The organism is Noviluteimonas gilva (assembly GCF_009740395.1).
GTDB classification, from domain to species: domain Bacteria; phylum Pseudomonadota; class Gammaproteobacteria; order Xanthomonadales; family Xanthomonadaceae; genus Noviluteimonas; species Noviluteimonas gilva.
In genome coordinates this window covers 134,692-153,582 of record NZ_WOXT01000002.1, presented here as the reverse complement: position 1 = coordinate 153,582, position 18,891 = coordinate 134,692, and the positions used below count along the sequence as shown (strand labels likewise).

The 18,891-nt window shown below is 66.6% G+C and carries 21 protein-coding genes; 10 read left to right on the top strand and 11 right to left on the bottom strand.

Annotated elements, in window-relative coordinates; genetic code table 11:
• Positions 1–23: 23 nt before the first annotated feature.
• Complete coding sequence (locus GN331_RS07615; RefSeq protein ID WP_156641404.1) at positions 24–1,493, bottom strand: DUF418 domain-containing protein; 1,470 nt, start codon at positions 1,491–1,493, stop codon at positions 24–26.
• A 152-nt stretch (positions 1,494–1,645) separates the two neighbouring features.
• A complete protein-coding gene (locus GN331_RS07610) occupies positions 1,646–2,140 on the bottom strand; it encodes an FKBP-type peptidyl-prolyl cis-trans isomerase (RefSeq protein ID WP_156641403.1) in 495 nt (164 codons plus the stop codon).
• Between the two features lie 83 nt (positions 2,141–2,223).
• Here GN331_RS07610 and GN331_RS07605 point away from each other — a divergent pair, with 83 nt between their 5' ends.
• From GN331_RS07605 to bla, 4 genes are all read left to right on the top strand, one after another.
• Positions 2,224–2,808 (top strand): C40 family peptidase, encoded by a 585-nt coding sequence (locus tag GN331_RS07605; RefSeq protein WP_156641402.1) that lies wholly within the window; start codon positions 2,224–2,226, stop codon positions 2,806–2,808.
• Positions 2,809–2,963: 155 nt separating this feature from the next.
• Positions 2,964–3,617 (top strand): C40 family peptidase, encoded by a 654-nt coding sequence (locus GN331_RS07600; RefSeq protein ID WP_425489275.1) that lies wholly within the window; start codon positions 2,964–2,966, stop codon positions 3,615–3,617.
• Positions 3,618–3,749: 132 nt separating this feature from the next.
• A complete protein-coding gene (locus tag GN331_RS07595) occupies positions 3,750–4,181 on the top strand; it encodes a hypothetical protein (RefSeq protein ID WP_156641400.1) in 432 nt (143 codons plus the stop codon).
• A 10-nt stretch (positions 4,182–4,191) separates the two neighbouring features.
• A complete protein-coding gene (gene bla, locus GN331_RS07590) occupies positions 4,192–5,088 on the top strand; it encodes a subclass B3 metallo-beta-lactamase (RefSeq protein WP_156641399.1) in 897 nt (298 codons plus the stop codon).
• A gap of 206 nt (positions 5,089–5,294) precedes the next feature.
• Here the strand turns inward: bla and GN331_RS07585 are convergent, their stop codons facing one another.
• The 3 genes from GN331_RS07585 to GN331_RS07575 form a co-directional block, all read right to left on the bottom strand.
• The gene (locus GN331_RS07585; protein WP_156641398.1) at positions 5,295–5,474 is read right to left on the bottom strand and encodes a hypothetical protein; all 180 of its coding nucleotides are present in this window, start codon (positions 5,472–5,474) and stop codon (positions 5,295–5,297) included.
• A 319-nt stretch (positions 5,475–5,793) separates the two neighbouring features.
• Complete coding sequence (locus GN331_RS07580; protein ID WP_156641397.1) at positions 5,794–6,240, bottom strand: GNAT family N-acetyltransferase; 447 nt, start codon at positions 6,238–6,240, stop codon at positions 5,794–5,796.
• A complete protein-coding gene (locus GN331_RS07575; RefSeq protein WP_156641396.1) occupies positions 6,237–7,562 on the bottom strand; it encodes a dicarboxylate/amino acid:cation symporter in 1,326 nt (441 codons plus the stop codon). Before GN331_RS07575 ends, GN331_RS07580 begins: the two co-directional genes overlap by 4 nt.
• A 119-nt stretch (positions 7,563–7,681) precedes the next feature.
• Here GN331_RS07575 and GN331_RS07570 point away from each other — a divergent pair, with 119 nt between their 5' ends.
• Complete coding sequence (locus tag GN331_RS07570; protein WP_156641395.1) at positions 7,682–9,313, top strand: alkaline phosphatase; 1,632 nt, start codon at positions 7,682–7,684, stop codon at positions 9,311–9,313.
• Here GN331_RS07570 and GN331_RS07565 read toward each other — a convergent pair.
• On the bottom strand, positions 9,310–9,900 hold the full coding sequence (locus GN331_RS07565) for a methyltransferase (protein WP_156641394.1): 591 nt from the start codon (positions 9,898–9,900) through the stop codon (positions 9,310–9,312). The two genes, GN331_RS07570 and GN331_RS07565, sit on opposite strands and share 4 nt — an antisense overlap.
• 18 nt (positions 9,901–9,918) lie before the next feature.
• Between GN331_RS07565 and GN331_RS07560 the strand changes: the two genes are divergently transcribed.
• On the top strand, positions 9,919–10,338 hold the full coding sequence (locus GN331_RS07560) for a CopD family protein (RefSeq protein ID WP_156641393.1): 420 nt from the start codon (positions 9,919–9,921) through the stop codon (positions 10,336–10,338).
• Positions 10,339–10,341: 3 nt separating this feature from the next.
• Here the strand turns inward: GN331_RS07560 and GN331_RS07555 are convergent, their stop codons facing one another.
• From GN331_RS07555 to GN331_RS07545, 3 genes are all read right to left on the bottom strand, one after another.
• Positions 10,342–11,310, bottom strand: coding sequence for a sensor domain-containing protein (locus GN331_RS07555; protein WP_156641392.1), 969 nt, complete (start codon positions 11,308–11,310; stop codon positions 10,342–10,344).
• Positions 11,307–11,687, bottom strand: coding sequence for a PadR family transcriptional regulator (locus GN331_RS07550; RefSeq protein ID WP_156641391.1), 381 nt, complete (start codon positions 11,685–11,687; stop codon positions 11,307–11,309). Before GN331_RS07550 ends, GN331_RS07555 begins: the two co-directional genes overlap by 4 nt.
• A gap of 205 nt (positions 11,688–11,892) precedes the next feature.
• Positions 11,893–12,594 (bottom strand): arylesterase, encoded by a 702-nt coding sequence (locus GN331_RS07545; RefSeq protein WP_197427048.1) that lies wholly within the window; start codon positions 12,592–12,594, stop codon positions 11,893–11,895.
• A gap of 67 nt (positions 12,595–12,661) precedes the next feature.
• On the opposite strand from GN331_RS07545, the gene GN331_RS07540 reads away from it, so the two are divergent.
• The 4 genes from GN331_RS07540 to GN331_RS07525 all read left to right on the top strand — a co-directional run bounded on the left by GN331_RS07540 (position 12,662) and on the right by GN331_RS07525 (position 17,178).
• Complete coding sequence (locus GN331_RS07540; RefSeq protein WP_231734424.1) at positions 12,662–13,348, top strand: ABC transporter ATP-binding protein; 687 nt, start codon at positions 12,662–12,664, stop codon at positions 13,346–13,348.
• Positions 13,345–15,843: an ABC transporter permease gene (locus tag GN331_RS07535; protein WP_156641389.1), complete on the top strand. Its 2,499-nt coding sequence runs from the start codon at positions 13,345–13,347 to the stop codon at positions 15,841–15,843. The genes GN331_RS07540 and GN331_RS07535 overlap by 4 nt, the downstream gene beginning before the upstream one ends.
• 39 nt (positions 15,844–15,882) lie before the next feature.
• Positions 15,883–16,797 (top strand): peptidylprolyl isomerase, encoded by a 915-nt coding sequence (locus GN331_RS07530; protein ID WP_156641388.1) that lies wholly within the window; start codon positions 15,883–15,885, stop codon positions 16,795–16,797.
• Positions 16,798–16,881: 84 nt separating this feature from the next.
• Entirely contained in the window at positions 16,882–17,178 is a 297-nt protein-coding gene (locus tag GN331_RS07525) for a hypothetical protein (RefSeq protein ID WP_156641387.1), read from the top strand.
• A gap of 3 nt (positions 17,179–17,181) precedes the next feature.
• Here GN331_RS07525 and GN331_RS07520 read toward each other — a convergent pair whose 3' ends face one another.
• Both GN331_RS07520 and GN331_RS07515 read right to left on the bottom strand, forming a co-directional pair.
• Positions 17,182–18,027 carry a hypothetical protein gene (locus tag GN331_RS07520; protein WP_156641386.1) on the bottom strand — a complete coding sequence of 282 codons (846 nt, stop codon included), beginning with the start codon at positions 18,025–18,027 and terminating at the stop codon, positions 17,182–17,184.
• An 11-nt stretch (positions 18,028–18,038) separates the two neighbouring features.
• The gene (locus tag GN331_RS07515) at positions 18,039–18,887 is read right to left on the bottom strand and encodes a hypothetical protein (RefSeq protein ID WP_156641385.1); all 849 of its coding nucleotides are present in this window, start codon (positions 18,885–18,887) and stop codon (positions 18,039–18,041) included.
• Positions 18,888–18,891 lie beyond the last annotated feature (4 nt).

Below are 18,891 nucleotides of genomic sequence, written 5' to 3'. Positions count from 1 at the left end.
GCGCGGGGCGCGAGCGTCTTGTTTCAGGCGGTCGCCAGGCGCTCGGAGCGCATCGACGGCACGCGCAGGTACGTGATCCCGCGCCACGCCCATTCCAGCGGACCGTAGCGGAAGCGGTTGAGCCACAGGTTCGCCAGCACGAGCAGCAACGCGAACACCGCCACGCACCAGACCAATTGCCATGCGCGGCCCATGCCGTAGTGCCCCAGGCCATGGCCGTAGAAGAACAGCGTGCCGATGATCGACATCGTGATGTAGACCGTGAGCGCCATGCGCCCGGCCTGCGCAAAGGGCGCGACGAACGCGCGCAGGCGCGGTGAATGGAACATCAGCACGATCGCCGCGACGTACCCCAGGCAGGCGGGCAGCGACGCGATGAGCATCAACCCCTGTGCGAAGGTGAACAAGGCATCGTTGACGCCGCGCACGTGCGTGGAGGCGATCGCCGCGCCGACGATCGACAGCCCGATGCCGAAGGGAATGCCGAACATCGCCATCTTCTTGTACAGGTCCAGGTGCGCGGCCGGTTGCGTCATCAGGCCCGAGCGAATGAACCACGCGCCGAGCAGGAACATGCCGAGCACGAAGGTCAGCGAGAACGGAATGTGGCCCACCGCGTTCTTCGGCCATTCGGCCAGGCGGAACGCGACGTTTTCCGCGTAGGTTCCCGACGAATTGAGGCGGCGTTCGGTCGCGACTTTTTCGTCGTGTTCCTTGATCGCCTTCGCGCGCTCGGCGAGCGCCTTTTTCAACTCGGCGCGTTCGGCCGGCGTCTTGGCGTCGGTCATCGCCGCGCGATCGCGTTCGGCCTGCGTGGTCTGCGGCGTCACCAGCCCGCCGATCAGCAAGCCCATGCACGGCAGCAGGAACAACACGAGGCCCGCGTTGCGCAGTCCGTTCGCCGGCCACTTGCGGATCGCCCACGCAAGCAGGCCGAGCACGAGCAACGGACCGCCGATCATCAGGCCACCGATCCAGACCTTCTGCTCGTAGCCCGCGATTTGCGCGCCGCCCGAGGCCGCCGCGACCAGGAGCGCGAACACCGCGATCCACAACAACACCTTCGGCTTTGCGTGGAAGACGATCAGCAGGAAGGCGGCCGCCATCGCGTAGTCGAACAGGATGTCGCCGTTCCAGATGAACACGCAATGCAGGAAACCGAACAAGGCCAGCGCGAGCGTGCGGCGCACATACGGCGCGAGGAACGGCCGCCCCGCGGCCTGCGCGCGGCCGAGCATCACCGCGAAGCCCATGCCGAACAGCAGCGAGAACATCGTCCAGAACTTGCTGCGGATGAACACCAGGACGAACCATCCGGCCCAGTAGTCGATGCCGGTGACGCCCGCCGGCAAACCGACGTCGAGCTCGCTGATCGGCCGGTTGAAGAACTCGACGTTCATCAGGAGGATGCCGAACAGCGCGACACCACGGATGACATCGAGCGTGGTGATGCGGTCGTTGGTCGCGATCGGCGTGAAGCGTGCGTCCGTCATGGTGCCCTCCCTGGGATGCGCGCATTAATGCACGCGGCGCGGGGCGCGATGAGGGCCGGAAGTCACCGCAGGTCGGAAGTCACGGGGCCCCGGAAACGCGAACGGCCCGCGCAAGGCGGGCCGTCCGGAAGCTCTGCCGCGGCGCGACGAACTTAGTGGTGATGCCCGCCGTCGCCGTGCACGTGGCCGTGCTCCAGCTCTTCGGCCGAGGCTTCGCGCACTTCCACGATCTCGACGTCGAAGTGCAGGTCCTTGCCGGCCATCGGGTGGTTGAGGTCGACATCGACCACGCTCATGCCGACCTTCTGGATCGTCACCGCGCGCGGGCCGAAGTTGGTGTTCAGCACGACCTGCATGCCGGGGGCCAGGCGCTGGTTGCCGAAATGCTTCTTCGGCACGCGCTGGCTCAGGCCTTCCTTGACTTCGCCGTAGGCATCGACGGCGGCGACGTCGACGCCGAAGGATTCGCCGGCCTCGTGGCCTTCCATCGCCTTTTCCAGGCCCGGAATGATGTTGCCGTGGCCGATCAGGATGGCGAGCGGGTCGCGATCCTTGGAGGTTTCGATCGCCGTCTCGCCCGCTTCATGGGCGGCGCGCTCGTTGACGGAGTAATGGAAACGGACGACGCGGTCTTTTTCGATCTTCATCGGGGTTCCGGTGGCTTGCGCGACGCGCAGGCTCGATGGGGGCGCTTGCTAGCGCCGCGTGAAAGCGGCCACACTCGCCGACGATGAATGTCGAACGCAGCACGGCCCGCGGGGTCGCGCATTATCCGGGCATCCCGGCACCCGCGCCAGCGCGGGGGCGCCTTCTCCTTCTTCTTATGTCCATCGTGCTCCTAGCCTCGTGCGGCGGCGGCGACGCCGTGCGCAAGCCTGCGCCGAGCGCGCGCGTGGCGATGCCGCGCGCCTGGCCGGTGGTCGAGCCCGCGGATCCCGCACGCGCCAACGCCGTGTTGATGCGGGCCATCGGCCTGGTCGGCACGCCGTATCGCTGGGGCGGCAATACGCCGGAGAGCGGATTCGACTGCAGCGGGTTGGTGAACTACGTCTTCCGCGACATGGCGGCGGTGCAGTTGCCGCGGACCTCGCGGGACCTCGCCTCTTCGGGCGGGCCGAAGGTCGCCGTCGACCGCCTGGCCGCGGCCGACCTGGTGTTCTTTTCCAGCGGCAGCACGGTGACGCACGTGGGCATCTATGTCGGCGAAGGTCGCTTCGTGCATGCCCCGAGCAGCGGTGGCACGGTCCGCCTGGACCACCTCGACGGCCCTTACTGGGCCCAGCACTACGCCGGCGCCCGCCGCGTTCTGCAGTAAGTCGCATTCAGAAAATCAAGCGGCCGTGGGAGTCGGCTGAATACGCAGACCGGTCACGAATCTTGCATGGGTTCACGTCGCCCTAACGTTTTTTGAACCTTCACCCGGTCTTCAGCCGGTAAGGTCGGCCCCGTCCTTGATTCAGTGATGGCTTCGTGACGACAGACCTGACAACAGGCCCAGCCGCCGCCCGCTCCACCGCCCAGCGCATGCGCGCGGGCGCAATCCGTTTGCTTTGTGCCGCCGCGCTCTGCGTGGCCGCCACCAACGCCTTCGCCCAGGACGCCAACGTCGTGGCCGCCGGCACGCAATCCGCCGTCCAGCTCGACACCCCGATCAAGGCTGCCGCGCCGCTCAAGGTGCGCCCGATCTTCGGCGACCTGGCCGAGCTCGATCCCAACGCCGTCCTCGACCAGCAGCAGAAGCCCAAGCTCACCGAACGCATCTCCGGCGTCCTGAGCAAGGCGATGTCGCTGCTCGGCACGCCCTATCGCTGGGGCGGCGAGTCCACCGAAGGCTTCGATTGCAGCGGCCTGGTCGGCTACGTCTATCGCAGCGTCCTCGGCATGGAACTGCCCCGCGTCTCCCGCCAGATGGCGACGACCGGCGAAGCCGTCGAGCGTTCCGCGCTGGTGCCGGGCGACCTGGTGTTCTTCGGCAAGCGCGGGCGCGTGAGCCACGTCGGCATCTACGTCGGCGAAGGCCGCTTCCTGCACGCGCCGAGCCGCGGCAAGGACGTGCGCGTGGACAGCCTGGCGTCGGGTTACTGGTCCGGCCGCTACATGCAGGGCCGTCGCGTCGCGATGTAATCCCAAGTCGCACCGATTGTTCCGGAAGGCCGCCGCGAGGCGGCCTTCTGCATTTCCGGGGCAGTCGACGAACATCTTGCGGCGCGCGCGCGGCCATCGCATGCTGATGCGAACACGCGGAGAGACACGACGATGGGCAAGGCGATCCTGCAGTGCGTGCTCGGCGTCGTCGCCGGCCTGGCCGTGATGTACGTCGTCATCGCCGGCATCGAATACGCCAGTCATCTGATGTATCCGCCGCCGCCGGGGCTCGACCCGACGAACACCGCCAATCTCGGCCCCATCCTGGCCGCAGCCCCTGTTCCCGCGCTTGCGATGCTCGTGCTCGCCTGGATCGCGGGTGCGTTCGCCGGTGGTTGGGTCGCGGCACGGATCTCCCGCCCTTGGCCGCGCACCGCGGCGATCATCGTCGCCCTGTTCGTGCTGCTCGGCGTGGTCGGGATGATCATGATCGTGCCGGAGCATCCGACGTGGGTCGCGATCTTCGGCATTTTGTTGCCTGTCCCGATGGCGCTGCTCGGCGCGCGGCTTGCGGCTCGCAAGCGCGACATCCCCATTCTCTGATCGGACCTCCATGCAAACCCTGTTCCGCGCGACGCGCGTCGCCGTCGCCTTGCTGTCGTTCCTGACGCTTTCCTCCTTCGCCGCCGATGCGCCGCCCCGCGAGAAGCCCCTGCCGCAATCGGGTGCGTACGAAGTCCCCGACGCCTGGCGCCAACCGATCGCACCGCTGCAATTGGCCGACCACACCTGGTACATCGGGACCGAGTCGATCAGCGCCGTCCTGGTCGTCACGCCCGACGGCGCGCTGCTGATCGACGGCGGCATGCCGCAAGCGGCGAACATGCTGCTGGCGAACATGTTCAAAGTCGGCGTCGCGCCCAGCCAGTTGCGCTGGCTGCTCGTTTCGCACGCGCACGCCGACCACGCCGGCCCGGTGGCCGCGCTCAAGCGCGCGACCGGCGCGCGCATCGTCGCCAACGCCGAATCCGCCGCGATGCTCGCCAAGGGCGGCACCGACGACATCCATTTCGGCGACGACATCACCTTTCCGCCCGCGCAGGTCGATCGTTATCTGCAGGACGAGGAAGTCGTCGAGGTCGGCGCGATGCGCCTCACCGGCCACTTCACCCCGGGCCATACGCCGGGCAGCACGAGCTGGACGTGGACCGACACGAAGAACGGCAAACCGCTTCGCTTCGCCTACGTCGACAGCCTCAGTGCCCCTGGCTACAAGTTGATCGGCAACGCGCGTTTTCCGCGGATCGTGGAGACGTACAAGCGCACGTTCGATGTCGTGCGGAAACTCCCGTGCGATGTGTTGCTGACGCCGCATTCCGATGCGAGTGGATGGACGCCGAATGATGCTTCGAATCCGCATCCGAAGCCGATGACTTGCGTGGAGTACGCGGACGGCGCTGAGGCGAAGTTCGATGCCGAGCTTGCGAAGCAGCGGGCGGGGTCGCGCTAAGAGCGTCGCTCATACGGAATCAGCGCGTCGCCCGAACGTGGTGTGTTCCAAATTTTTTGGGAAAAAATTTGAAACACACCACGCTGGGGCATTGACCGTGCGGGTCGCTTCGATCAAGGGGCTTTCGCTCGCGCGTTCGTTGGTGGGTGCGAAGCAAGCTTCGCACTGGCCGATCGTTGAGAGCGGGCGCCGCGAGGACTGCCACATCACTGCTGGGGTTTCTCCCCAGTCGCTTGCAGCTTCTCCAGGACGGCGCGATAGATTTCCACCGCTTGCGTGGCTGCCATGTCGGTGTTGGTGGCCGCGGGACTTGAATGTCCCGCAGCAATCAACGATGCCGCCAACGTCGCCGCGGTGAACTTGTCGGAGTCCTCCAGGCGGTCCATTCGGTTTGATGACCATGCGTTAGGCACGATGCGTTTGCTCCTCGACCAGAGCCCGTACTGTGCGCTCTATTTTTTGCCCGATGCGGCCGATGAAAAACGTGGTTTCCACCACGTACATCATTGTGGGGCCCGCCAGCGACACCGATTGGCCACCTGCAAAGCTTGCTTTGCAGCCCCCAATGAACGCTCGAGCGAAAGCCTGTGATCGAAGCGACCCGCAAGGTGATGCCCCAGCGTTGATAGTTTCAAACTTTTTCCCAAAAAATTTGGAACTATCGACGTTCGGGCGGCGCGCCAATCGGTTTCCGAGCGCGCTCTACTACGCCTCCAAATGCCGATGGCTCTTAACGCCACCAACTTCCATCACGTACTCCATGTTCACCGCCACAGGCGCGCTCTCGACGAACCCGAACTTGGAGTACAAATACTTCGCATCGCCATCCGCCACCAAAGTCACATAGGCGCTTGGCGGCACATTGCGCAACAGCCAGGCATCGAGCGCAGCCATGATGCGCTTGCCCAACCCCTGCCCTTGCAACTCGGGCACGATCGCGATATCGACGACGGTGAAGAAACACCCGTTGTCGCCGATCACGCGCCCCATGCCGACGACCGCACCGTCGCGCTCCAAACGCACGCCGTACAACGTGTTCGGCAACGCGCGTTCGGCGGCCTCGCGCGACTTCGCGTGCATCCCGGCCGCCGCGCGCACGCGCAGATAATCATCGACGTCCGGAAACCGCTCGACCAGGACGATCTCGCTCATGCTGGCTCCTTGGCGTGCTCCACGCCGACGTTGCTCGACGCCGCCTCGTAGATCGTGCGATCCAGCAAGCCGGTTTCCTTCGCGACCAACACCGGCACCAACATCTGCCCGGTGACGTTGGTCATCGTGCGCATCATGTCGAGCACCCGATCGATCGCGTACAGATAGCCGATCGCTTCCAACGGCAAACCCGCGGCACTCAACACCACCGTCGCCATGATCACTGCAGTGCCGGGCACGCCCGCCGTGCCGAAGCTCCCGAGCACCGACGCCAACGCGATCGTGACGTACGTGCCCGCGTGCAACTCGATGCCCGAATACTGCGCGATGAACACCGCGGCCAGCGCCGGATAGATCGCGCCGCATCCATCCATCTTGATGCTCGCGCCCAGCGGCACGGCGAAGGCCGCGTAATCCTTGTCGACGCCATGATTGTGTTCGACCGCGCGCAGCGAAACCGGCATCGCCGCGAAACTGCTGGAAGCGACGAAACCCACCTGCATCGCTGGCGCGGCGCCGCGGAAGAATTTCAGCGGGTTGAGCCCGTGGATCAGCAGCAACGCGCCGTAGACCACGACGATCTGCACGATGCACGCGATGAACAACGCGATGACGAAGTTGCCCAGCGGCAGCAGCTTCTCGAAGCCGTACGCGCCGACCAGGCCCGCGATCAAACCGAACGTGCCCAGCGGCGTGAACTCCAGCACGAAGCGCGTGACCTGGATCATCGTGTCGTTGGCTTCGCGCGCTAGCGTGCGCAGGTTCGCGGCTTTCTCGCCGAGCTTCACGAACGCAAAACCGATCAGCCCTGCGAAGAAGATCACCTGCAGGATCGTCGAGTTGCTCGGAATGATGACGCTCGTGCCGTCCGCGGTCTTGCCCGCGGCCGTCGCCGACAGCGCGCGGAACGGATTCTGCGGAACGATGTTGAGCAGCACGTCGAGAGGGCCGGGGACGTTCTTCGGCGAGTAGTCCGACGCGATCGCCAACGTGCCGACGCCCACGCCCGGCTTCACGATCCAGCCCACCGCAAGGCCCACGGCGACCGCGAGCACGGCAGTGATCGCGAACCACGCGAACGTGCGCCCCGCGAGCGCCGCGATCGATTTCTGCCCGTGCAACGCACCGACCGCGTTGATCACCGCGAACAACACCAGCGGGATCGCGATCATCTTGATCAGGTTGACGTAGACATCGCCCAGCGGCTGGAACCACGTCTCGGCCGCAGGGCCCAACAACCAGCCCGCGAGCGCGCCGAGCACGAAACCGCCGAGCACGCGCTGCCAGAAAGGAATCCGCAACCACCCTGCAACCAATGCCATCGCACCATCCACCACGGGTCGAACTGCCGACCTTAGCCGAGCGGCCGTCGTGGTCGCGACAGCATGGGCAGAACACCGGCGTTCCGTATCATCCCCCTTCCCTCACCGTCGGAAGCCCCATGCGCGTCCTGCCCCTCGCCCTCGCGGCGCTCCTCACCGCCTGTGCCAGCGCACCCGCGACGCAACCCGCCGCGACCGTGGCAGCGCAGCCGCACGCCATCGATGTCCCGCAGGTGCACCATCCCGACGGCGAAACGGCCGCCTGGTGGTATCGCGCCGGCGCCGCGCGCGCAGCGGGCAACGGCGCGATGCAGGGCCACGCGCGCAACGTGATCATTTTCCTCGGCGACGGCATGAGCCTGCCGACGGTCGCCGCCGCGCGCATCCTCGCGGGCCAGCGCGCGGGCCAGCCGGGTGAGGAAACGCTGCTCGCGTTCGAACAATTCCCGAACACCGCGCTCAGCCGCACGTACAACACCGATTACCAGACGCCGGATTCGGCCGGCACGATGACCGCGATCGCGACCGGCGTGAAAACGCGCCTGGGCCTGATCGGCATCGGACCGGGCAATCCGCGCGGCGATTGCAGCGCGGTCGCGGACAACACCTTGCTCAGCATCGTCGAACTCGGCGAATCGGCCGGCCTGTCGACCGGCGTGGTGACCACCACGCGCCTGACGCATGCAACGCCTGCGTCGGTGTTCGCGCACGGGCCCGATCGCAATTGGGAAGACGACAGTTATTTGCCTGCGACGAAGGCGGCGGCGGGATGTCGCGATCTCGCCGCGCAATTCGTCGACTTCGATTTCGGCGACGGCATCGACATCGCGCTCGCCGGCGGCCGCGCGAAGTTCACGCCGAACACCTTGGCCGATGCGGGCGCGCCTTCGACGAAGGGCATGCGCAAGGACGGCCGCAATCTCGTTTCCGAGTGGCAGGCGAAGTATCCGAACGGCACCTACGTCTGGAATGCGGCGCAGCTCGCGCAGGCCGGCGATGCGCCGCGCGTGCTCGGGCTGTTCGCACCGCAGCACCTGACGTTCACCGCGGATCGAAAACCGGAGACGTCGGAGCCGACGCTCGCCGACATGACGCGCGCGGCGATCGCGCACCTGCAGCGCAACACCAAGGGCTACGTGCTGCTCGTCGAAGGCGGCCGCATCGACCACGCGCACCACGACGGCAATGCGCGCCGCGCGCTGGAAGAAACGATCGCCTTCTCCGACGCGGTGCGCGCCGCGGACGAAGCGACCGGCGACGACGATACGCTGATCCTCGTCACCGCCGACCACGCGCACACGATGTTCTTCGCCGGTTATCCCAAGCGCGGCAACCCGATCCTGGACAAGGTGCGCGGCATCAGCGGCGAGGATTCGACGGGCAGCGAGTTCGCGGTCGACAAGCTCGGCTTGCCGTACACGACGCTCGGCTACGCGAATGGTCCCGGTTACGTCGCGCCGAAACCCGGCGCCCCGCGCCCGGATCTCGATGATGTCGATACGCAGGCCGTCGACTATCTGCAGGAAGCGTTGATTCCGATGGGCGCCGAAACGCACGGCGGCGACGACGTCGGCGTGTGGGCGAAGGGCCCGGGCGCGGACGCGGTGCGCGGCAGCGTGGAGCAGAACGTGTTGTTCCACTTCCTCGTGCAGGCCACGCCCGCGTTGCGCGAACGCCTGTGTGCGGCGAACACCTGCAACGAAGATGGCGTGCCCGTCGAATTGCCGAAGCCCGCCGACTTCAAGCGCTAACCGATCTCCAGCGCCGTCGCCCGCGCCTTCAACGCGGGCGACAGCCACAGGTGCGAACCCACCTGCGCGAAGCCCAGTGCGTGGAAGCGCTTGCGATAGAACGACGCGGGCCGATCCTGGAAATCGTGTTCATCGCCGACCGCGTGGTCTTCGCGCGCGAAGGTTTCGAGGAACGCAACACCGCCACACAACTCCGCAAGGCCCGGCAGGCCGCGGTCGAGTTCGCGCGTGGCCAGGTAATGCAGCACGTCGCTGCAGACCAGCAGGTCGGCCGGCGCGCACGGGCGCAGGTGTTCGAAATCGCCGAAGCGCGCCATGTGCAGGTTGCGGCTGCGGCTGTAGCGATGCACCGCGTATTCGCTGGAGTCGAAGGCGAGGTAGCGCAGGCCCGGCCGCAGTTTCAGCAGCGGCGCGCGCCAGGCGGCTTCGCCGGCGCCGATGTCGAGCACGGTGCGGATCGGGCGTTCGAGGTGGTACTCGGCGGCCGCGACGGCCATCGCCACCTTGCGCGCCAGGCGGGCGCGGTCGCCGATGCCGCCCCGGCGGTACCAGCGGTCGAAGTATGCTTGGTCGTAATTCTTTTCCATCCTGCGATGCTAACCGCCATGGCCTACTTCTGGACCAAGACCGCCCACCTCGTGTTCGTCATGGCCTGGATGGGCGGGGTGTTCTACCTGCCGCGCATCCTGGTGAACATCGCCGAAGCCGGCGACGCGCCCGCCGTGCGCGAGCGCCTCGTGCTCATGGGCAAGCGCCTCTATCGCTTCGGGCACATGATGTTCGGGTTCGCCTTCGTGTTCGGACTGGTGTTGTGGTTCTACTTCCACATGTCCGGCGGCTGGCTGCACGCGAAGTTGGCGCTCGTCGTGTTGATGCTCGCGCACTTCACGGTGTCCGGGCGTTGGCTGAAGGGCGTCGAGAAGGGCAAGTCGCTGCCCTCCCCGACCGCATTGCGCTGGTTCAACGAAGTGCCGGTGTTCCTGCTGATCGGCATCGTGTTCCTGGTGCTCGCCAAGCCCTTCTGAGCGTCAGGCGTACTGCGCGCTCTTCACCAGCATGTGCTTGGCGAACAGGCCGTGCATCTTGCCGATGCCGCGCGCCAGGTGCAGCGTGCCGAAGAGCAGCAGGACGCCGATGACGAACACGAAGGGATACGACCACCAACCGAGCGTCGAGCCCACGTAGAAGTCGTTCAGCACGATCGGCCCGATGTCGTAGTTGTTGAGCCACCAGCCATCGAAGGCGCCGAACCCCATCAGCACGGGCGCCGCGATGCACGCCACCGCCGTGGTCAGCAAAGGCACCATCAGCGAGAAATACAGGATGCCGAGCGGCAGCATCGCGACCATGTAAAGCAGCGTCGACCACGTGCGCGGGTCGGAGAACATGTTGTTGATGCGATCGACCCAACCCTTGCCGCGCGCCGAATACAGCGGGCGGCGCGGCATGCGTTCGCCGAGCATCGTTTCCACGATGCGGCCTTCGACGAGCGACAGGATGCGCACCGAACCGAGGAACAGGATCGCGACCGGAATGCCGATGATCAGCACTGCCAGGCCGGCCGAGAGCGACAGCCCGACGACCACCCACGTGAAGTAGAAGATGCCGGTGGCGAGCGCGAGTACCGAATAGAACAGCGCGCCATAGGTGCGCGGATCGGCGGCCACGCCGAAGAACTTGCCGAGCAGCGACTCGCGCGGCGCGGGCCTGGGCTGGCGCAGCGCGGATTGCACGCGCACTTCGGTGTCGCGATAGATGTCGGCCACTTCGTGCGGCGCGCCGTAACTGCCGGCGACCGAGGCGATCACGTCGGCCTCGGGCATGCCGGGGTTTTCGGCGAGTTCCGAGCGCAGGTATTCCTCGGCGTCGTACAACGCGTCCTGCACGAGCGCGGGATCGGATCCGGCGAGCGCTTCACGCAACTGGTCGAGGTATTCGGGGATCGAATGCGGAAGGCGGGCGGTGGAGTCTGCAACGCTGTTGAAGGGCGCGTTCATGGCAGGAGTCCTTCGAGGACGGAGTCGACGGAAGTGCGGGTCGCGCGCCAGGCGGCGGCCCATTCGGAAAGCGCGGTGCGGCCGGGCGCCGTAATCGCGTAGTAACGGCGCGGCGGGCCGGCGACCGACGGTTCGACGTGGCTGGCGAGGAAGCCGGCGTTCTCGAGGTTGCGCAGCACCGGATACAGCGCACTCTGCTTGCCGCTGAGTACGCCCTCGCCGCTGCGTTCGAGGGTCTTGGCGATCTGGTAGCCGTACATCGGCCCCGGCGCCGAGGCGAGCACGGCCAGCAGGGCGAGCGAAACGGTGCCCGCGCTCAGCTCGCGCTGGAACTTGCGCAGGGCTTGGTCGAGGGCATCGCGGTCGGGGGTGTCCATCGCGGGCGGGGCATCCACTAGGTTGAAGCGCAGACTAGTGCGAGATTCAATCTAGTGAATGTGCCACTAGTCACGCTGTTCTCCCTCCCCTGCGAAGGCAGGGGAGGGCCGGGGTGGGGTTGCGTGGATTCGCTGCGACCTTGAACCCCCCGATTCGCGCTGTGCGCGAATCACCCCCCTTGCACGGGGGGTGACGAGCCGACGGTCACTTCAACATGGGCCCCAGGGTCTTCCACACGTGGTCGCGGAGCTTGGGCTGCGCGCTGGCGACGGGGTGGATGTTGTCGTCCTGGAAGTTCGCGCGGTCGCGGGCGATCGGTTCCAGGAGGAAGGGCACGAACGGCAGCGTGTACTGCTTCGCGAGCGCCGTGTAGTTGCCTTCGAAGCCCTGCGTGTACTCGCGGCCGTAGTTCGGCGGGATGCGCATGCCGACCAGCAGCACCTGCGCGCCGGCCGTCTTCGACGCTTTGATCATGCGTTCGAGGTTGGCTTTGGTTTGCGTGAGCGGCAGGCCGCGCAGTCCATCGTTGCCGCCGAGCGCGATGACCACGAGTTTCGGCTTCACGCGCTGGAGTTCGCCATCGATGCGCGCCGCGCCGCCGGCGGTGGTCTCGCCGCTGATGCTCGCGTTCACCACGCGCCACGTGGGCTTTTCCTTCGCGATGCGGCCGGCGGTCAACGCCACCCAGCCTTGCGAGGCCGCCAGACCGTAAGCGGCCGAGAGCGAATCGCCCATCACCAGGACGGTGCGCTGTGCGGTTGCGGGCGTCTTCGCGGGCGTGGCCGCATGCAGCGGCGCGAAGAGCCCCAGGCACAACGCCAACGTCGCGAAAATGAGCGCGAAGCCGCGCACGCGACCGATGGCCCATTGATTCGCGCGGGTGGCTCCCGCATAAGGTTCGAACATCCCCCCGCTCCTTCGCATGGTTCGCCCCAGCATGGCCGATTCCGTTGGACTGCGCGCTGAAAGCCGCATGCACGCCCCCGCCTCCCCTGCCATCGCCCTGGATGTCCGCGGACTCGGCAAGACCGTCGCGTTGCCCGACGGCGCGCTGACGATCCTCGAGGACGTCGCCTTCACGGTCGAACGCGGCGACGCGGTCGCCATCGTCGGTGCCTCGGGCTCCGGCAAGAGCACGCTGCTGTCGCTGCTCGCGGGTCTCGATACACCGACTTCCGGCAGTGTGCATCTCGACGGTCAGTCGCTGTCGACGCTCGACGAAGACGGCCGAGCGCGCGTGCGCGGCGAAAAAGTCGGCTTCGTGTTCCAGAGCTTCCAGTTGCTGCCGACGCTGACGGCGCTGGAGAACGTGATGCTCCCGCTGGAACTGCGCGGCGACGCCGATGCGCAGGCGCCTGCGCGTCGCATCCTCGAGAAGGTCGGCCTCGGCGCGCGTCTCGGGCATTACCCGCGGCAACTCTCCGGCGGCGAACAGCAACGCGTCGCGCTCGCGCGCGCGTTCGTCACGCATCCGGCGCTGCTGTTCGCGGACGAACCGACGGGCAACCTCGACACGCACACCGGCCAGGCGATCATCGATCTGCTGTTCGCGCTCAACGCCGATGCAGGCACGACCTTGGTGCTGGTGACGCACGACGAACACCTCGCCGCGCGCTGCCGCCACCAGATCCGCCTCGACAGCGGGCGCCTGGTCGAATGAATCCGCTCGTCCTCGCATGGCGACAATTGCGCCGCGACTTCGCATCCGGCGACGTGCGCATCCTCTTCGTCGCGCTCGTGCTTGCGGTGGTGGCGATCACGTCGGTCGGTTTCGTAACGGACCGCGCGGGCCGCGCGCTCGCGCAGGAAGCGAATCGTTTACTCGGCGGCGATGCCGTCGTGCGATCGGATTCGCCCATCACGGGCGCGGTGCGCAACGCTTCGAACGCACCGGGACTCCAGCACGCCGACACGATCGAGATGCGCAGCATGGTGCGCGTCGGCGAGCAATTGCAGCTCGGTGAATTGCGTGCGCTGGATTCGCAGTTTCCCTTGCGCGGTGTCTTCCGCCTGGTCGATCGCATCGGCGGCCCCGAACGCGATGCGCGCGGCGGTCCGGCGCCCGGCACGGCGTGGATGGGCGTCGCCGGCGCGCAGACGCTCGATGCGAATGTCGGCGACGAGCTTGCGATCGGCGATGCGAAGTTCCGGCTCGTCGCGCTGATCGCGCAGGAACCCGACGCCGCGTTCGATTACTTCAACACCGCACCGCGCGTCGCGATCAACATCGCCGACGTGCCGAAGACAGGCCTGGTGCAGGAAGGCAGCCGCGTCGGCTATCGCCTGGTCGTCGCGGGTGAAGGCCCTGCGGTCGCGCGCTTCCTCGATACGGCGCGCGCGCAGCGCGGTCGCGGGCAGCGCATCGAAACGATCGAAGACGCGCGACCGGAAATGCGTTCGGCGCTCGATCGCGCGGGGCGGTTCCTCGGGCTGGCGGCGTTGGTCTCGGTCATCCTCGCGTCGATCGCGGTCGCGATGGCCGCGCGTCGGCATAGTGCGCGGCATCTCGACGGCAGCGCGGTCATGCGCTGCCTCGGTGCGCAGCAGCGCACCCTGGTGGCCGTGCATCTGGGCGAATTGACGTGGCTTGGATTGATCGCATGCACGGTGGGCGTCGCGATCGCGTTCGCGCTGCAATGGGCGATCGGTGAATGGCTCGCACGCGTGCTCGCGATTTCCATTCCGCCGGCGGGCTGGTTGCCGGCGTTGCAGGGTTACGCGGTCGGCCTCGTCGTGTTGATCGCATTCGGCGCGCCACCCGTGCTCGCGTTGCGGCGCGTTCCTGCGCTGCGCGTGTTGCGCCGCGACCTGGATCCGACCGAACCGAGCGCATGGATCGTCGGCGTCGCCGCGTTCGCCGGCCTCGCCGCCTTGCTGTGGTGGAAGGCCGAATCGCCGACGCTCGCCACCGCGATGCTCGGCGGCGTCGCGGGCACCTTGCTCGTGCTCGCGGTCATGGCCTGGGCGCTGATCCTCGTCGTGCGAAAGGTGCGCACACGTCTGCGCGGCAGCCTGCGTTATGGACTGGCGAACGTTGGACGCCGCGCGGGCACGGCGGTCGCGCAAGTCTCGGCACTCGGCCTCGGGTTGATGGCGTTGTTGCTGCTGACGTTCGTACGCACCGATCTGCTCGATCGCTGGCAACTTTCGCTCGCCGAAAACGCGCCGAACCGTTTCATCATCAACGTGCAGCAGGATCAACTCGCGCCGGTGCGCGAATTTGTCACGTCGAACGGGCTCGGCGCACCGACGCTGTATCCGATGGTGCGCGCACGCCTGCTCGATCGAAACGGCAAGGCCGTGAGCGCGAAGGACTACCCCGACAGTCCACGCATGCAACGCCGCGCCGAGCGCGAGTTCAACCTGTCTTTCGGCAGCGAATTGCGCGACGACAATCGCCTGTCGGCCGGCAAGTTCTGGGGCAATCGCGTCCCGGCGTCGCCGGAGTTGTCGGTCGAGCAGAAGTTCGCCGATTCGCTCGATTGGAAACTGGGCGACCGCATCACCTTCGACATTGCGGGCCGTCCTCTGACCGCGACGATCACCAGCTTCCGCGAAGTCAGCTGGGACAGCTTCCGCCCGAATTTCTTCGTGCTCGTGTCCCCGGGTGCGCTCGATGGTTACCCGGCGAGTTGGATCACCGCGGTCAGCGTGCCGAAGACGCAGCCGCGCTTCACCGCGCAACTCGTCGAACGCTTCCCGAACCTGACCGTCATCGATGTCGAAGCCACGCTCGCGCAAGTGCGCGATACGGCCGACCAGGTGTCGGTGGTCGTGCAGGTCGTGTTCTGGTTCTCGCTGGCGGCCGGCATCCTCGTGTTGCTCGCCGCGATCAGCGCCAGCCAGGACGAGCGCCTGCTCGAAGGCGGCGTGATGCGCGTGCTCGGTGGGAGCCGCAGGCAGTTGCGGTTCGCGCAGACCTCGGAGTTCGCGGCGATCGGGTTGTTGTCGGGGCTCGTGGCGGCGATCGCGGCCTCGGTCCTCGCGGGCGTGATTTCCGAGCGCGTCTTCGGCCTGCCGTGGGAAGCCAATTGGGCGCTGGCCGCGGCTGGCGGCGGCATCGGGATGATCGCAGCACTGGTCACGGGCCTGGTCGCGACGCGGCGCGTGGTCGACGTGCCGCCCTCGGTCGTGTTGCGGGAACTGCAGCAGTAGCTTCAGACTCCGGCGAACACCCTTTCGCCGGAGTTCCGCATGCCGTCGCACGTCAGCTCGCTGGCCCTCGCATTGTCCGTCGCACTCGCGTCCGTCTCCGCGCTCGCCGCCGACGAGAAACCCAAGGTGCCGTCGATGCAGGAGATCCTCGATGCATCGCCGAAAACCGACTGGCGCAAGCTCGATCCGGATCGCACGCTCTACATGCGGTTGCCCGCCGGCCGCGTGATCATCGAACTCGCGCCTGACTTCGCGCCCGAGCACGTCGCCAACATCCGCACGCTCGCGAAGGAAGGTTACTGGGACGGCCTGTTCGTCATTCGTTCGCAGGACAACTACGTCGCGCAATGGGGCGACGCGGAAGAAGACGCCGCCAAGCAGCGCAAGAAGGGAACGGCGAAGGCCAAGCTGCCGGCCGAGTTCGAACGCAAGGCGACGGGCGCGCCGTTCGTGCGCCTGCCCGACAGCGATGGTTGGGCGCCGGAAGTGGGATTCTCCAACGGCTTCCCCGCCGCGCGCGATCCCAAGTCCGATACCGCCTGGCTCGCGCATTGCTACGGCATGGTCGGTGCCGGCCGTGACGTCGACGCCGACAGCAGCGACGGCACGTCGTTGTACGCAGTGACGGGACAATCGCCGCGCATGCTCGACCGCAACATCACGCTCGTGGGACGCGTCGTGCAGGGCATCGAGTTGCTGAGCGTGCTCCCGCGCGGCACGGGCCCGCTCGGCTTCTACGAAGACCCCAAGCAATACGTGCCGATCACCTCGGTGAAACTCGCCAGCCAGCTGCCGGAAGCCGAGCGCACGCAACTCGAACTGTTGCGCACCGACAGCAAGACCTTCACCACCGTCGCCGAATCGCGCCGCAACCGGAAGGACGAGTGGTACAAGCGCCCCGCCGGCCACATCGATTTGTGCAACGTGCCCCTGCCGGTGCGTCCGGCGAAGTAGCCTGGCAGCGAGGCGCGTTCGTCACGCGCCTTTAGCTTCTGGCTCCCTAGCCTCATCGGCGTCCCCACCGTCGAGAGCCCTCCGATGCCTACCTTGCGACTGCGTGTCACCGGAAGCGAAGACGACGCGCGCGCGATCATCAACCTGCTGCAAAGCCTCGACGGCATCGAGCATGTCGAGGAAGTGGCGGACCTGATGCCGCACATGGACGATGCCGACTCCAGCTCGGCCGGGCTGAGCGACTTGAACAGCGGCGGCGACGTCCACGAAGTCGAGATCGAGGCACCGAACGAGTCGACGGCACGCAAGGTGCGCGAGACGGTGGAGGCGCTGGCGTTCGACCTGGATGTCCTCGCGGAGTTCGACGAGGATGAGGATTGAGCTTCAGTCGTTGATGATGTCGAAGAGCAGCGGCGACATGGCGTCGCTCACGCTGCATTGCGCGGCGTAATCGATCTCGTCGTCGCTTGAGAAACTGCTTGCCGAGGTGGCGCGGTCGCAGGACATCGCGCAGCTGCCTTGGGCGCCCGCTTCGCTCGACGCAATCGCGTTCGGCGGCAGCAGGTTGGGAAGGAGTTCATCGGGCACGACACGCGACGCCTCGGTATCGGCTGCAATGTAGCTCCCGTTTGGTATGTCGACACCCTCCATGAGCACATTTCCCTCGATCCACAACGGCGTCCCGCTGATGATGCTGGTGGGAAGTACCCGCCTGGACACGACCGCCTGTTCACCGAGGATCGGACGGGTGTACAGCAGATATTCGAGCGCGGTCGCATGTACCGGCGCGTAGCCGGCGCGCCACTCGCGCGCGGCGTCGATCGCGCTGTAGAAGGCGCCGGGGACGCTGATGAACGTTGCATCGGCGCGAATGGCGTAGATGTAGACGGCTTGACGCGCCATCGAGCGCCGGTTTTCGAGATGTCGCTGCGCGAAGCGCAATGCTTGCCCGCGGTCGGCCGTCATGCTCACCCACGCTGTCCCGGGGACCGGAGACGTGCTGATGCACGGGGCGCCCGACGTCAGTGCAAGGAGGTTTTCATTGGTGCCGCGGGGCGCACGGAATCCACCGGCGAATGCGCTCGCGGACGATCCCACGTGAACGCGATACACGACGCGGATGGGCTCCGAGGGATTGAACTCCGGATCGATGATCTGCGCGGTGGCGGGGAACGCCGACGCGCAAAGAACGACCATCAGGAGTGGGCGAAGGATGGAAGCCACTTGCATCGCGCGATTCCTCAGTCGTTGATGATGTCGAACAACAGCGGTGTCATCGCGTCACTCGCGCTGCATTGCGTGGCGTAATCGATCTCGACCTCGATCGAGAAACTGCTCGCCGAGGTGGCGCGATCGCAGGACATCGCGCAGGTGCCTGTTGCGCCTGCTTCACTCGACAGGATCGCGTACGGCGGCAGCAGGCTTGGCAGGCGCCAATCGGGGACGACGTTCGTCGCAGACGTGACCGCGTCGTGGACGTATCGGTCATTGGAGATGGCGAAGCCCTCGACCATCGCACCGTTCTGCAACCACAGCGGCGTCGCGTTGGCGATGTTGCCTGCTTGTACCTGCGGCGCGACGACGGCCTGTTCGCCGAGGATCGGCCGCGTGTACAGCAAATATTCGAGTGCGTTCGCATGTTCCGGCGAGTAGCCGGCGCGATTCTCCCGTCCGGCACCCATGGCGCTATAGAAGGCCCCCGGCACGCTGATGTAATTCGCGTCGGCGCGGATGGTGTAGATGTAAACGGTTGGACGCACCGACCCGACTTGGGGCGTGCGCTCCAGGTACCTCTGCGCGAAGCGGGCCGCTTGTTCGCGGTCCGCCGTCGTGCTCACCCACGCTGCGCCATGGATCGGAATCGGGTTGTTGCACGAGGCACCCGACGTCAACGCGAGGAGGTCTTCGTTGATGCCGCGCGCATTGAACCCCACGAAGAAGGCATTCAATGGCGGCATGGTCTCGACGCGGTACACGATACGGATCGGCGTCGCGGGGTCGAAGCCCGGATTGATTTGCGCGGCGGCTGGCAACGCAGGCGTGCACAGGACGAGCGCCACGAGCGCGCGAAGGATGGGAGCCAGCTGCATCGGG

Bases quoted from the DNA above. Each gene is read 5' to 3' on its own strand.
- GN331_RS07540 (WP_231734424.1), top strand. From the start codon at position 12,662: ATGCACGCCCCCGCCTCCCCTGCCATCGCCCTGGATGTCCGCGGACTC.
- GN331_RS07565 (WP_156641394.1), bottom strand. From the start codon at position 9,900: ATGGAAAAGAATTACGACCAAGCATACTTCGACCGCTGGTACCGCCGG.
- GN331_RS07535 (WP_156641389.1), top strand. From the start codon at position 13,345: ATGAATCCGCTCGTCCTCGCATGGCGACAATTGCGCCGCGACTTCGCA.
- GN331_RS07525 (WP_156641387.1), top strand. From the start codon at position 16,882: ATGCCTACCTTGCGACTGCGTGTCACCGGAAGCGAAGACGACGCGCGC.
- GN331_RS07530 (WP_156641388.1), top strand. From the start codon at position 15,883: ATGCCGTCGCACGTCAGCTCGCTGGCCCTCGCATTGTCCGTCGCACTC.
- GN331_RS07570 (WP_156641395.1), top strand. From the start codon at position 7,682: ATGCGCGTCCTGCCCCTCGCCCTCGCGGCGCTCCTCACCGCCTGTGCC.
- GN331_RS07520 (WP_156641386.1), bottom strand. From the start codon at position 18,027: ATGCAAGTGGCTTCCATCCTTCGCCCACTCCTGATGGTCGTTCTTTGC.
- GN331_RS07605 (WP_156641402.1), top strand. From the start codon at position 2,224: ATGAATGTCGAACGCAGCACGGCCCGCGGGGTCGCGCATTATCCGGGC.
- GN331_RS07545 (WP_197427048.1), bottom strand. From the start codon at position 12,594: ATGTTCGAACCTTATGCGGGAGCCACCCGCGCGAATCAATGGGCCATC.
- GN331_RS07515 (WP_156641385.1), bottom strand. From the start codon at position 18,887: ATGCAGCTGGCTCCCATCCTTCGCGCGCTCGTGGCGCTCGTCCTGTGC.
- GN331_RS07585 (WP_156641398.1), bottom strand. From the start codon at position 5,474: ATGGACCGCCTGGAGGACTCCGACAAGTTCACCGCGGCGACGTTGGCG.
- bla (WP_156641399.1), top strand. From the start codon at position 4,192: ATGCAAACCCTGTTCCGCGCGACGCGCGTCGCCGTCGCCTTGCTGTCG.
- GN331_RS07550 (WP_156641391.1), bottom strand. From the start codon at position 11,687: ATGGACACCCCCGACCGCGATGCCCTCGACCAAGCCCTGCGCAAGTTC.
- GN331_RS07555 (WP_156641392.1), bottom strand. From the start codon at position 11,310: ATGAACGCGCCCTTCAACAGCGTTGCAGACTCCACCGCCCGCCTTCCG.
- GN331_RS07580 (WP_156641397.1), bottom strand. From the start codon at position 6,240: ATGAGCGAGATCGTCCTGGTCGAGCGGTTTCCGGACGTCGATGATTAT.
- GN331_RS07560 (WP_156641393.1), top strand. From the start codon at position 9,919: ATGGCCTACTTCTGGACCAAGACCGCCCACCTCGTGTTCGTCATGGCC.
- GN331_RS07610 (WP_156641403.1), bottom strand. From the start codon at position 2,140: ATGAAGATCGAAAAAGACCGCGTCGTCCGTTTCCATTACTCCGTCAAC.
- GN331_RS07575 (WP_156641396.1), bottom strand. From the start codon at position 7,562: ATGGCATTGGTTGCAGGGTGGTTGCGGATTCCTTTCTGGCAGCGCGTG.
- GN331_RS07595 (WP_156641400.1), top strand. From the start codon at position 3,750: ATGGGCAAGGCGATCCTGCAGTGCGTGCTCGGCGTCGTCGCCGGCCTG.
- GN331_RS07615 (WP_156641404.1), bottom strand. From the start codon at position 1,493: ATGACGGACGCACGCTTCACGCCGATCGCGACCAACGACCGCATCACC.